The organism is Cetobacterium sp., from assembly GCF_051658645.1.
In the GTDB taxonomy this organism is placed as follows: domain Bacteria; phylum Fusobacteriota; class Fusobacteriia; order Fusobacteriales; family Fusobacteriaceae; genus Cetobacterium_A.
Map to the genome: position 1 here is coordinate 1 of NZ_JBOFMZ010000025.1, position 14,636 is coordinate 14,636.

Genomic DNA, 14,636 nt, shown 5'->3' on the forward strand with positions numbered 1-14,636 from the left:
TACTATAAAGACAATGAGAATTATGCAAGAATATTAAAAACACTTTCTAAATATAAATAAAATTTAAAATTATGATGGAACGCCGTGTGCGGTGAAAGTCGCATGCACGGTGTGGAGCAGGGGAAAAGGTGGAGATAACTTCAAATCCTTACCTATTGCTATACAAAACAGTAGTTAATTTAAAAGATATTAAAAATGAGTTAAAGTACTTTGAGAAAAATTTAAAAGCAAAATCACAGGTTACACCTTATAGAAGTATTGAAACAATAGTAGATTATATTGAAAAAACTTCTTCAAAAGACGAGCAAAATTGGCTGATGGTAATAACAGATGGAGAGTTTGAAGATGGTAAACCAATTCCAAATATAGAGAGCATAAAAAACTCTATTTCAAAATCAGTTCAAAATAGCAATTTAAAACCAGTCTTTTTATTAATTGGCTCAAATCAAAATGAATTAGAAAAATATGAAAAACAAAAAGGCATTCAAATTTGGAAAGAAATTTTTGGAGAGGGAGAGTTTCCAAAAATATTCAAAGCTTCAAATGAAAAAGAGATTATAGTAAAAATGAGAGAGATAGCTCAATTATTAACTTCAAAGTCATCAAAATCTTTAAAAGATATATATGTAATAAAAAATAATAGATTAGAATTCAATAGTTTGTTTCCATTATCTAAAATAATATTTTTGGATCAAATAGAGGGCAAAGACGAACTTAACAGTTTAGAAAAAATATATGTAGATGGAAAAGAAATACAAATTGATAAGCAATATAAACCTCATAAAAATGAAGGTAAAATATTGTTGTCAGCAAATGTGATTCATATAGATGGAAATAATAGTGCGACACGTTCTATAGTTAAAAGCTATAGCATATTAAAAGTTGCATAATTGTAATCTTTAATAGAGAACTGTATTTTCGAGAGGTAGAATGATAGGGTAACGTCTAGAAATACCTCCTCTAATACTCCGATATGCAACTAGATTCTAACTAAATTTAATTGTATAAAGCTCGGTAAAGTCGGTTGAGAGTTATCCCTAACAGATTAAGCTGAGGAAATGCGAATTGTAAAATCGAGATAATGACAGATCGGGAGTCAAATTCATATGGTTAGAATGTATATATTACTGACGAAGTTACGAAATTTAAGGGTCTAAATTCCAATACAATAGAAATGTTGTAACCATATTGTGGTGTAAGTGGTGATTAGTAAAATTTATTATTATGAAACTCACTATATTGTTAAAGGCAATATCCAGCTTACAGGCTTATAGTAACAACCTAAGTGAATTTAATGATAGAAAATATGGAACGTGGAAAGCAAGATACAACAATAAGTTTGTTAGAACTTGTTGGTGAATATAAGTTGAAGTTAAACGAAATTTCTTTAATCTTGTGAGAGTAGGGATGCAGTACGGATGAAGCTATGATAATAAATAGTGGACGGATAATCCCAAGTCATAATGTAAGTTATGATGGAGCGCCGTATGCGGTGAAAGTCGCACGTACGGTGTGGAGCAGGGGAAAAGATTGAGATAATATCAGAGTCTTACCTATTGCTATATAAGATAATTTTAGAATTTAAAAATAATGTTGTTAAAGATATAAAAGTTTTACCAGAAGTATCAGCAACTTTCAAAGTATCTTTAATTGATGAAATTGGTCAAGAGTTGAAAAATGGACTATTAAATATACCAACAGATAATGAATTTAAAGTAGTTGCAAGATTACAAAATGCAGAATCAAATGAACTTTTAGACCATGTAGTAGGAACAAGTGTAACTATAAACTATGGTCATAAAAAAATACTTTTAGAATATAATGAAGAGAAAAATATTTATGAAGGTATTTTAAAAATAGAAAAAGGTAGAAAATCAATTGATGGAAGTGCAGAATTTCCAGGATACTTTTATTATCAATCAGATATATATATAATAGAAGGAATAGCTCCAAAGCCAAAAATTATTTTACCAAAACCACCAAAAGTTATAGAGCTACCAAAAATTGAACCACCGAAACCATATGAAATATCTACAGAGATTTTCCCAGGCGTAAAAGATTTTATAACTCAAAAAGATTTGCTGGGTCAAAAGTTTTACATTGTTCCAAAATTAAATAAAAAAGAGTTAACTGAAGATGAAATTCATGATTTAAATATAAAAATAAATACAAATCTTTCGGGAAGAATTTCAAATAAAAAGTTTATAGATTCTTTAAATTGTTATGGTTGGGAATATGTTTTAAGTGAATTTTCTGAAACTTCTAAATTTAAAAATCCTCAAGGAGATAAAAAAATAAAAGTAGTTTTAGAAAATAAAGAAAAAAACAAAACTTTTAATGCTGAAAGAAATTTAAAATTAGAAAGAATAGGCTTTTGGTCTGCTTATGGAAATTTAATAATGAGAACAATATTATTTTTAACTAGCTTAGGTTTTATAGTTGGATATATAAAGAAAAAAAGATTTAAAAAAGGTGAAAAAATTGTAATTGAAGAGATAATGGACGGTTATAATAGACCGAATCAAAGAAAGTTATTAAAAACAGATTTCTTAACTACAATGACTCCGTATAAAGATGATAGATGCAATATAGAAGGATTGGTATTCGTTGCTAATAAAGGATGTGTTGGAATAACAGCAGATAGTTTTGCAAAATTATTTAATAGAAGTTCTGTAAATAAAGTTTATATAAACGGAGATTACCTAGATAAAGAAGAGCTTAAAACTGGAAAAAAAGACATTTACAGATTGTATAATGAAGATAATATTGAATTTGTATTTGATAATAGCAGAAGAAAATATTTATATAAAATAGAAAAATAAGGGGAGAGAAAAATGGCAAATAAACCAGCACTTATAATAGGTTTAGGAGGAATAGGAAGTAGAATTGTAACAGATGTTTACAATGAAATTCCTGATAATGAAAGAAAAAAAGTAGTAGTACATGTGTTTGATACAGATGTAAATGCTGCAAAAAAATTAGGACTAAAAGAAAAGGACATAACAATAACAAGTTCTGATTTAACAGTAAGAAAGTGTTTAGCAAAAGACGAAATTCACAAATCAAATGCAGAAGAATGGTTTCCAACAGATTCACCTACAATATTAAATACTCAGTTTTTAACAGGAGCAGGTCAAGTTAGAGCTATATCTAGATTAGCATATATGGACTCTATCGGAAGTGGAAGATTAAATGATTTAGAATCAAAGTTAGCTGATTTTTCTAAATTAAATGGAGAGAGTCATGCTGAAGAGATTAGAATAATGATTGTAAGCTCTCTAGCAGGAGGAACAGGATCAGGTATTTTCTTACAAACAGCATTATATTTAAGAGATTATTTCCAAAAAGAGGGCAAATCAGTAACAATAAGAGGGTCATTTATATTACCAGATATTCTAATAAAAAATAATGTTTTAAATGGAACTCATATAAGAAATATAAGAGCAAACGGATACGCTTGTTTAAAAGAACTAGATGCAATTATAAGATCAACGATGTCTTCTGGAAATGAGCATAGTGTCAATATACAACTAGCATATAAGCCTGGAATGAAAGATGATGAAAAAGTAACAAAGAATCCATATGACTTTATTTTCCTTTATGATTATGAAAACACTGATGGGAAAAATTTAGGAAGCTACCAACATTATTTAGACCATGTTACAAAAACAGTATATCTACAACTGTTTAGTGATATTGCAGGAGAAGCATCTTCAGATGAAATAAATATGCTTGTAAATGTAATTGAAAACAATGGTAGAGCAAGATATGCAAGTGCTGGAGTAGCATCATTAATATACCCATATGAGGACTTAGTAGACTATAATGCATATAGATTGGCAAACGAAAGTTTAAATCAAAAATGGCTTAAACTAGATACTCTTTATGAAAATGAATTAGATGAGTACGAAAATTACAAAAAGCAAGGAATTCATCGTGAATTACCTAAAAAGCATATCAGAATGAATGAGTTGTTTGATAATGAAGTGAAAAATGGAGATGTTTTCTTCAAAAACATAAATAGAACACTACACGTAGTTTTAAAAGACAATGAAATTGGAGCTAAAAAAACATCAGAGTTTTTAACTAGTATAGAAACTAGAATAGAAGGAGATATAGAGTCAGCAAAAGAGTATAAAGAATCTATGAATTATAAAACTCCTATTCAACAAAATTTAGTTGGAAAAAGTGATGACTTAAGAAATGAAGTTGAAAGTTTTGAAGCACACCTAGTGAGATATAAAAAAAGTGTTATGAACTCAATAGATGACAAGAAAAATATAATTGTAACAGATATGTTGCCATTAGTATTAATTGAAGAAAATGATATTAGTAAATTCCCACATCAATTAGGATATTGGCTATCTGGAAAAAGTGATGGAGAAGCACTAAGTCCAATTGCTAGTAGATATTTCTTTTATGATTTGAAAGAATCTTTATTAAATAAAGTGAGAGGTTTAGAAGAGGAAGTAGCTACTTTATATAAAGGTTCTGAAAAGTATTCAAATGATTTTGGAGAAGGAAAAAGTGCTAGGGAAGCTTTAGATGAAGCAGTATCTAAATCATCTGGAATATTTGGAGTATTTAATAGAGCTCAAAAAACTTTTTCAGGTGAATATGCAGATAAAGCTACAAAGCAATTTAGAAGAATTGGAAACTATTGTCAAAAGAAGATACAGTTAGGGGTTTATACAGATTTATTAAAGGCTGTAGATGAAATGATAGAGCATAATGAAGAAGGTTTCTTTAGAGCTCTTAAAGAAATTATGACAGACTTCTCAATTAAGTATCATAACTTAGAAAAAAACCATGAAGAAAAAAATGATGTAAGTAAAGTATATGTTTTATCTAAAAAAGAGATGAAGAATAAGTTGTATGAAAATCTAATCAAAAATATAGATACTGAAAATATTATTAAGGATAGCTATAATGAAATCTTTAAAGAAAAATATTCTAGATTTATAGCTAGAAGAAAAAATGAAAATCATAAATTAGCTCGTCAAATGAAAGATATTTTTGGAGACAAAATAAAATCGAGTTATGTAAGTAAAATTAAGTTAAGTGAAGCATTAGATATGGATATTATAGCTGCAGTTAGAAAAGAGTGTGAATTAAAAAATATTTATGGTGAAGAACAAAATAATGTAATAGAAAGCTATATTACAAATATAAAAAATCGAGCAAAGCCTTTTTCTCAGAAAAAAGGTGTAAACTTCTTGGACTTATGGGGAGTAAATCCAATTGTATTAAGAAATTTATCTGAGCAGCAAGCACAAAATTTATTCTCAAATAACGGTGGAAATAAAAATACAGTAGAAAGTTCTGGATTCTCAAAATATGAAATTATAAAATATTTATCAATGCATGGTTTAAGAGCTCAAGATTTTGAAAAATTTGCTCCAGCAAATGCTCAGAAAGAAACAGAAGATGGGGTTTATTACTCAGCTTATAAAGAAGTAATAGAAAAATTAAACAGAAATGAACTAACAGTAACACCACATCTAGATAAAAGATGGCATCTAATTAACTATATGCCAGATATAAATGATGAGCAAGCTGATATAGATAAAAAAGCTGTTACAAAAGGATTTGTAAATGGAATTTTATACAATATTATTCAACAAAGAAAAGATGATGGAAGATCTATATGGACATTTCTGGAGAGGGAAGGAAGCTCAAAGCCAATTGAAATAGGAAATACACCAGTAAAAGTATTGTATCCAAACTTGTTAGAAGGGTTAGGTTATACTCCTTACTTTGTAGATGATATAAATCTAAGAATAAAAGAAAAAAAAGTTGAGGATTTTGAATTCCAAAGACATGCTTTAGAAAATCATAAATTCATAACTATAGCAAATACAAAAGATAATAAAAATATAGTAGATATATTGATAGAGTATGTAAATGACGCAGAGCCTGCAAAGAAAAAAGAAGCACAGGTAAAAATAATGGAGATTTTAAATATATTCATAGAGCAAGCTCAAGAGTATATAGATGAGTTTTATGGAGATTATAGAAAAACAACATCTTCAGAAGTAGCAGCTTTCTACATTTCAGCAGCATTAAATGAATCTTCTAAATATTCACAAAGTGATAAGGGAGTTAATTTTATTGAAGATTTAAAAAATAAAATTTCAGGAAAAGTAGAGTCAATTTTAAAAGAAAGTGGTTCTAGCTTAGGGATTGAAACAGCAAGAAAAGCGAAATACGAGGATTTATTTAAATTGATTGGAGAAAGAGCTAGAGGATAGGTGAATTTAAATGATAACATTTTTAGTAAATTTAGATAAGGATATAGATAATATAGAGCTAACAAAGCTCTATTTTTATCCATATTTAAAAGAACAAAAAATAAAGATTATAAATTCTTCTAATAAGACTAATGAAGATATATTTAGTGAGATAAAATATTATATATATAATAGCAGTCATTTAAAAAAATCTAAAAAAGAGTTTCAATTACTATTTATAGTTCCTATTTGTGACAAGAAAAATATGTACTTTAATAAAAATCTTACAAATAGAGTTTTGAGTGTAAAAGATGAACTTTTAAATAAGTTGTTAGAAGAAAGATTAGAAGCAGATTATATAAATTTTATTACAATAGATGATTTAGAAAGAGATTTTAGATCAACTCCAATGGATGTAAATGCTTCAATAGCGGAAGAGTTAGATAAAAATGGATATACTTCAGCTCCAATAATAACTTTTGAAGAGCTATCAAAAATTGAAATAAAATGGAAAAATCTAATAAAAAAAATAGAAAATATAGAGTTTTCAAATAACAACTATGAAAAGCTGAGTGATTCAGAAAAAGATAGTGTTGATAACTTAAAAGAAATTTATTATACTATCGATGATATAATAAAAAATAAAATAGAGTTTATAGAAGGAAATAAGATAGGAGCTATAGACGACTCATCAATAAGAAGTCATATTAAAAAATATGATCTTTTTAAAAAAAGATTAAAAAATGATTTAGAGCATGATTTTAAGATGAGAGTAGATTCTATAAAAAAATTAGATATAAAAAATGTAATGTTATCTATTTTGAAAAGAGAGGAATATTATTATGAATATCTGTTTAATGAGGGTGATATTTCAAAATTAAGTGAAATTTGGAATAAACATAATCCTCTTTTATCTGGAGAAGAGCAATATAACCTTAGTAAAAAATATATTGAAGATTTAAAAAGTGCTAGAGATATGATTGAAAAAACAATAGAAGAAATAGTTAGAAATAAGGTAGATGCTTTAAACTCGTTGAGCTTAAAGGCAAATGAGGAAACCTCTAATATTTATTTAGATAGAAGAACTATAAAAATAGTAGGAGAGAGATTTAAAGATAGATTTATCAAAAAAAAGTTAGATGTAATTATAGAAAATAAATCTTTAAAAGAAGCAAAGCTAGTGAATGCTGAAGATATTTTAAAAGATTTATTAAAAGAGAGCTATAGTCTTGAAAGAGCTTCAAGACAAAACAACTATAAGATTTTTAGAATACCTTTTGAAAAAAAGAATACTTTAGAATTTAATAAAAATTTATTGAAACTATCTTACTTTATGCTGTTTTTAGTAGAATATGCTGAAAATAAAGAAAACTATATATATCATAATAGATATTTTCATTTACAAGATATCAAATTTAAAAAAAATTATAATAATATGATTTTTGATAGATATATAGAGATTCTTTTGAGAGAAAAGAATAGAATTGAAGCAGAAAAGAAAAGTTTGAAATCAAATATAGAGATAGATTATTATTCATCAACAGATGAATCTTTAGAAGATTTAAAAAGTTTGAATGAAATATCTAAAGTAGATTTTCCAGATTATAAAACTATGTTTTATCCAAATGACATAGATAGTTATTATGACTGGATAGAAAGAGCAGAAAAAGAATTCTCAAATTATATAGATAAATCTACAGAGGCACTATTTGACTATCAGAGTAAAAAGAACAGATTTCTAATCGCTCCAAAAAGAAAAAAGAATTTAGAAGAAAATATTTTAATAGAGCAAGAAGTATCAGAGAGAAAAAATATACTAGATAATTTAAGAAAAGAGTTAGGGACTCTAGAAGAAAAGGTAGAGATAGATCTCAAGAATGAATGGATAGAGAAAATAAAAGGAAATGTTGAGGTTAATCCAACAGAATTAAAAAGTTTACTTCAAAAACGTCCAGCTAATATAGATATATTGAAACTATTGTTGCTATCGTTTATTCAAGTTTTTATTTATGGATATTATAAAAATATTGAAAGTACAATAGCTATTACAGGCATTGTTTTGCTTACAGGTTTAGTTATATCTATAGTAATCTCAATAATGCTATTGATTTTAAAATCTAAAATAAAAGACTTTCTAAATATATCTATCAGAAAAAGAAATAGTTATGAATTAGATCTAACTAAAAAAATAAAAAATAAAAAAGAACATATTGATAAGGAAATAGAGGTTAGAATTGCTGAAAAAAATTATCAGTTAGCTAAAAGAAAAGAAGAAAATCTAAATGAGCAGCAAGAACTTTTAGAATATTATAGAAATCAAATAGATTTACATTGTCAAAATGCTAGTGAGTTGAAAAGAATAATGAGTAATATTGGAGATAATAATGCATATGAAATAGATTATTTAAATGAAACATTCAATGTAAAATTAAAAGAGATAGATTATAAAAAAATTCCTTTTGAGAATGATAAATTTAATCCTACTAAATATATAGAGATACCACAGTATAAAGATTTAATAGTTTATATAAATCAGCAAGAGACTGCAATATGTCCTCAAAATTTATTTGGCTGTCACTCTATTTTATTAAATGAAGACAAGATATATAGTGAGGCGGTGATTTAAAATGGATTGGATAATAGAGTTTGTAAAAACTAATATATTAATTACATTAATAATTTTTTATGCATTTTTTTCATGGATTTTAAGTACTTTAAATTTAAACAAGAATATTAGATATAAACAAATTGATAATCTAATATTCTTATCAATTATAATAGTATTTAATTTTATAGGAGTATTTTATATTTCGAAAATAATAGATTATAAAAAATTTACATATAGTATTTTCTACTGGTCTTACTTTATTCCTGGAATAATAACAGTTGTTATGCTAGTTTTAGATAAAATAGTGATTAAAATTTCTTGTAAAGAATCCGAGATGAAAAAAGAACTTAGAGAAAGTAGTCCATATGAAAAAGTAGAAAATAGTTATTATTTAAAAGATCATTATAGATTTGTAAGAGATACGGTTAAAGTATTAGTTGTTATTTTTGCACTTTTTAGCATAATATCAAACTATGTAATTATTAATAAATTTAATATGTATGAGCTTCATTCTGAAATACCCGTAACACCGTATTTTCCACTTTTTTCAACTATAGGCTATCTTTTCATGTTTGAACTATTTAATTATTTAAATGGAAATCAAAATAAAGTGTCTGAAAAGTTAAAAAAATCTAAAAAAAATGAAGTTTCAAAAGAACCAGAAGAGATAAATAGTTTTAAAGAACTATACAGTCATTATAAAAATGTATGGCCAGCTAATATTATGGCAGATGTCTATAAAGAGGTAAAAACTACAGATGAAAATAATCATATAGTAGAAGAAAATATAAAAAATAAAGATGTTGAAGAGGTTTATTTAACTCTAAAGAAAAAGTTTGATGTAAAACCTAAATATTTAGCAATTTTAGAAGATTTATTTGAAGGTAAAGATACAATAATAACAGATGCTAATTATGAAGAGATTTCTCCTTTTGTTTTTTCTTACTTAGAAAAAAGTATTATAAAAGGTAAAAAGATTTTAGTGCTCGCAGAAACAGATCTTTATACAAATGCTCAAAATAGAGAACTTATAAAAGATTGGTTTGAAGGTTGTTTTAAAAAGCTTTATAAAAAAAGCATTAGAAAAATTGTAACTTTTGATGATTGGAGAAATCATACAAGCTGGGATATTTTAATTGGAACTCAAAGTGAAATAATTAAACATCAGCAAGATTTTATACAAAAAATTCAAGAGGAACAAAATGAATTGAAAGATTTAGTTGTATTTGTAATAAATGAGAAGCTAGATGAAATAGCAGAAAATGTATTAACATTAAGTATACTAAGTAATATATTGAATACTCATTTCAAAGTAAATAAAAATGAAGACGAGGGAGCTCAATATATAATACTGTCAAATGGAACAGCAAATTTAAAAGTTTCTATAAATAAGAATTTAGGAATTAATGCAGAGGAACATCATATAAGTAACACAGCTCCTAAAAATTTCTATGGAATAATTTGGCGAGCAGATTCTAGAAAAGAGTATTATACTGAAATAATGGATGGAGTCCCAAAGGTGGAGCTTGGAATATCGAGTACACTTTCATATTTAGCCTGGAATCATGGCTTTAAAAACCTTAATTTTGTAGAGCAGAGTAATTTACCTTATTTAAATTATGAAAATAATGTAGAAATGGCAAAAGATTACTTAAAAGATAGACCAATAAGTAAAACTAACCTAAATGATATCTATAGAAATATAGCGATTAATAACCCTATTACTTCACTTACTAAAAAAAGTAATAAAAACATTTTGTTTGTAGAGGATAAACTTTGCAATGCCCCAGTTTTATTAAAAAAATTCTCATCATTAGGTATTGAAGAAACATTTGTTAATGTAATTTCTGAAAATTATTTACTGAGAGATTACTTTGTAGATAATATAGATTACTTTACAAGTTCACCACATTATGGTTATACACCAAAAATAGAAAGTAACAACTATAAAGTTGCAGCTTATTTAAAAGAGCTATTAACAAATGCTCATATAAAGGTATCGGAAGAGGATATAAAAATAGAGATGATGTCTATTGAAAGTAGTATTAAAAATATAGAAGAGGAGCTAGTAAAGCTCTTTTTAAATGTTTATGGTATTAATATTTTAAAAAGAGATTATTTAAGTGTTGAAACTCAAAGGGTATATAGTGTTGAAAAAAATGACTTTGAAGAGAAGAAGTTTTATAAGTTGAGTGCTGATATATCTGAAAATACATATTTTAAATGGTTTGAAAATTTTGAAATAATTGACTCTGGAAGAAAAATATATGGAGTAATCCCATTTGAACATGTTTATCAAAATTATTTAAAAAATCAAGTTCATTGTTTTGATGGAAGATCTTACTCTGTTGAAAGTATAGATTTGATAAATAAAAAAATTAATATTGTTCCTTCGAAAAGGGAAAAAAGAGTGACTTATAGAAATAAAGATGAAATTAAAATAGAAAAAATTAATTCGAAATTGAAAAATAAGTTTGGAACTTTTGAAAATGGAAATTATATTTTAGAAAAGAAAACTCATTCAGCTACTTATGAGATAGATACAGTTGGATATTATGAATTTTTAAATGGAAAAAATCAAGATTATAGATATAATCCTTTAGAATCTTTAGGAGAAAAGTTCACAAGAGATTATTCAAATGGACAGATTCTATCAATAAGCTTAAAAACAAAAGAATTAAAAATCAGAAACTCAGATGCTGTAGCAACAACTTTAGTGGTTTTATTAAATGAAATATTTAGAACTGTTTTTCCTGAAAATTATAGATATATAAAAATATTTACTTCAGTTCCAGAAAATTTCTTTAAGACTGAAACTAGCTTGGAATACTATGAAGAGGGATTCTCAACACCAGATTATTTAGCTCATATTTTACCATCTAAAGTATCAATCTCAAAAACAGAATATAAAAATATATTTGAAGAGAATAATGAGAATGTTATTAACCTTTACTTTGTAGAAGATTCTCATAAAGATATAGGTTTAGTAAGAGCAATTAGTGATAACTTTGAAGAGATTTTAGAGTTAATACAAGATTACTTAAACTGGTTAGATGGAGGTAATATTCCTAAAAAGTTATGGAATAAGTCTGAAATTAAAAATAGTGAGAAATTAGAATATTTAAGATATGGATTAGAAAAGCTTTCAGAAGAGATTGATATTGAAGAATTGACACACTTATTAAATAAAATCCTGGGAGAAAATAAATTCACCGAGGCTAGAAAAAGATATTATGAAAAAATATCGATTGATAGTAAAAAAGAAGATGATTTTGATAAAGAATACGCTTATTTAAAATCAAAAATATAATAAAAGGATGAAAAAATGAATATAATAGACAGTACAAGTTTTTTAAACAATATTTTTTGTTTAGGAATAATTGGATATGCAATAAAAGCTTTTTTTGAGTTGTTACCAACAAAAAAATTATCAAAAGAACTTAAAGAGTATTTAGTAATTTTAAAATTGATAAAAGATAAAAAAAATGAATTTCAAGACATAAAATCAGATGAAATATATCAAGAATATAAGATGATTTTATCAACTAAAAATTTCAAACATATTAATAACAATATAGAAGATTACAATAATAGTTTGTTTTCTAAAAGTTTTCAAAATGTTAAAAGTGAAGATTTTTTTAATGAAATAAGTTTAATAGAAAGTAATTTTAATATTCATTCTTTAACTCAAAAAGGACCTACATTAGTAGGTCTTGGAGTTTTAGGAACATTTGCAGGATTATTTTTAAGTCTTAATGAAATAGGTATAGGCTCTGGAACAACTCAACAGATAAGTATAATAGATGAAATAATTCCTGGAATGAGTTTGGCTTTTTTAACAAGTCTTTTGGGAATGTTCTGTTCAATAATTTACACAAGATGTCAAAAAACTTGGATAGGAGAGTCGGTTAGAGAAATTGGGCAAATTGAATATCATTTGGGTGTTATTTTCCCAAGAGATAATACTTCTGATATTGTTTTAAAAATAGAAGAAAATTTAAAACAATTAAGTGAAAGTTTAACAAAAGATTTAGGAAATTCTGTAGCTGTAGCACTTGATCAAAATAAAAATGCTTTATTTGGAACATTTGAAAAAAGTATGGATAAAAATATGAATAAGATGACAACAGATATAAGTAGTGTAGTTTCAAAAGGTATAGGACAGATATTCAATCAAGAATTAGTTGATAGCTTTAAAGAGATTAAAAATACTTTAATTGAAACAAAAGATAGCATAGAAAATAACAACACTATATTTATAGATATAGTAAAAGATTTACCAAAAATAGTAACTAGATTTAAGACGATGAATGATATAAGTAACTCTATATTTCAAAATGCTCAAAATTCTATGCAAGAATATGATAAGTATATGAAAGGAACAGGAGATTTTTTAATATCAATGGAAAAAATGAGTTTACTTCAAACTCAAATAGAAAATAGTGTTCATAACTTAAATTCTATAGTAGTTAAAAGCTATTCAGATTTAGAAGAGTCAACAAATAAAAATTCAGAAACTATAAATAATACAGTTCAAAATTTAGCAGGTCACTATAAAGGGATTAATTCAGATTTTAAAGAAGGCTTGTTAGAAATGCTTAATAAAAATGAAGTGTTATTGAATTCAATGAATAACTCAATTGAAAAAAATGCTCAAAATATTCTTGAATTGGATAAAACTATGGAGAGTAGTGTTAAATTAATCACTAATGGAATGGAAGACAGAAGAAAAGATTTTGAAGCACAGCATATAAAAATAAAAGAAAATCAAGAGAATTTAGAAAATGAAATTGGAAAAGCATTAAATGAATATGATAGTACAGTTTCAAATGTAACAGGTCAGATTAAAGATATTATATTAAATCTAAAAGATATGATTGTTTCAAAAAATGATTAGAGGGGTTTTAAATGAGTAAAAAAATAAAATTTGATGAAAATAACCACTTCTTTTTATCTATAAGTGATTTAATAATGGGAGTACTTTTAGTATTTATTTTATTATATATAAAAGAGATTTCAACATCAGCACCACAAAAAATAGAAGCTTTAATATCAGAGAATATAGCTTTGCGAAAAGAAAATGATTTTTTAAAAAAAGAGATAATAAAGTTAAAAGATAAAATAAAATCTTTAGAAAAAATAATAGAAAAGTATAGAAAAGATAACAAAGATTTGGCAGAAAAAGATATCTTAATAGATAAATTAGTAGAAAAAATAAAATCTTTAGAAAAGAAAGAAGCTACAATAGAAGAACTTCATAATAGAATTAATGCAAAGCTAATAGATGCTTTTAAAGATGATAAAGATATAAAAATAGATACGGTAAATCAAGAGCTTATTCTAGATGATAGCGTGCTATTTGGTGTTAATGAATGGCAATTGAAAGATGTAGGAAAAGACAAATTACAAAAGATTCTACCTAAATTTTTTGCAACGTTTATAGATGATGAAACAGTAATAAACTTTTTAGAACAACTTACTATAGAGGGGCATACAGATGATTCAGGGTCGAAAAATGCTCAAAGAAACTATTTATACAATTTAGATTTATCACAAAAAAGAGCTTATGAAGTAGCTAGATTTATATATAGTGATTCGTATTTAGTAGAAACGTTGGGCGAAGAAAGATTAAAAAAATTAAAAGTATATTTATCATCTAATGGAAAAAGTAATGCTAATTTAATTTATAAAGATTCTAAAAATAAAGTTGTAGATAGAAATAAAAGTAGAAGAGTTACTATAAAATATAGACTAGACATACAAAAAATGTTGAAAAACTCTTCGGAGGATAATTAATA

7 protein-coding genes are annotated in these 14,636 nt (G+C 25.8%); all 7 read left to right on the forward strand.

Annotation, left to right across the window (positions count from 1 at the left end):
* Positions 1 to 128 precede the first annotated feature (128 nt).
* The 7 genes from ACRCZX_RS01790 (at position 129) to ACRCZX_RS01820 (ending at position 14,634) form a co-directional block, all read left to right on the forward strand.
* On the forward strand, positions 129 to 890 hold the full coding sequence (locus tag ACRCZX_RS01790) for a hypothetical protein (protein WP_438581233.1): 762 nt from the start codon (positions 129 to 131) through the stop codon (positions 888 to 890).
* A 666-nt stretch (positions 891 to 1,556) separates the two neighbouring features.
* Positions 1,557 to 2,822 carry a hypothetical protein gene (locus ACRCZX_RS01795; protein WP_438581234.1) on the forward strand — a complete coding sequence of 422 codons (1,266 nt, stop codon included), beginning with the start codon at positions 1,557 to 1,559 and terminating at the stop codon, positions 2,820 to 2,822.
* A 12-nt stretch (positions 2,823 to 2,834) separates the two neighbouring features.
* Positions 2,835 to 6,251: a tubulin-like doman-containing protein gene (locus tag ACRCZX_RS01800; protein ID WP_438581235.1), complete on the forward strand. Its 3,417-nt coding sequence runs from the start codon at positions 2,835 to 2,837 to the stop codon at positions 6,249 to 6,251.
* Between the two features lie 10 nt (positions 6,252 to 6,261).
* The gene (locus tag ACRCZX_RS01805) at positions 6,262 to 8,856 is read left to right on the forward strand and encodes a hypothetical protein (protein ID WP_438581236.1); all 2,595 of its coding nucleotides are present in this window, start codon (positions 6,262 to 6,264) and stop codon (positions 8,854 to 8,856) included.
* A 1-nt stretch (position 8,857) separates the two neighbouring features.
* A complete protein-coding gene (locus ACRCZX_RS01810; protein ID WP_438581237.1) occupies positions 8,858 to 12,148 on the forward strand; it encodes a hypothetical protein in 3,291 nt (1,096 codons plus the stop codon).
* Positions 12,149 to 12,163: 15 nt separating this feature from the next.
* Entirely contained in the window at positions 12,164 to 13,735 is a 1,572-nt protein-coding gene (locus ACRCZX_RS01815) for a MotA/TolQ/ExbB proton channel family protein (RefSeq protein WP_438581238.1), read from the forward strand.
* Positions 13,736 to 13,746: 11 nt separating this feature from the next.
* On the forward strand, positions 13,747 to 14,634 hold the full coding sequence (locus tag ACRCZX_RS01820; protein ID WP_438581239.1) for an OmpA family protein: 888 nt from the start codon (positions 13,747 to 13,749) through the stop codon (positions 14,632 to 14,634).
* Positions 14,635 to 14,636: the final 2 nt, after the last annotated feature.

Bases quoted from the DNA above. Each gene is read 5' to 3' on its own strand.
- ACRCZX_RS01820 (WP_438581239.1), top strand. From the start codon at position 13,747: ATGAGTAAAAAAATAAAATTTGATGAAAATAACCACTTCTTTTTATCT.
- ACRCZX_RS01800 (WP_438581235.1), top strand. From the start codon at position 2,835: ATGGCAAATAAACCAGCACTTATAATAGGTTTAGGAGGAATAGGAAGT.
- ACRCZX_RS01815 (WP_438581238.1), top strand. From the start codon at position 12,164: ATGAATATAATAGACAGTACAAGTTTTTTAAACAATATTTTTTGTTTA.
- ACRCZX_RS01810 (WP_438581237.1), top strand. From the start codon at position 8,858: ATGGATTGGATAATAGAGTTTGTAAAAACTAATATATTAATTACATTA.
- ACRCZX_RS01805 (WP_438581236.1), top strand. From the start codon at position 6,262: ATGATAACATTTTTAGTAAATTTAGATAAGGATATAGATAATATAGAG.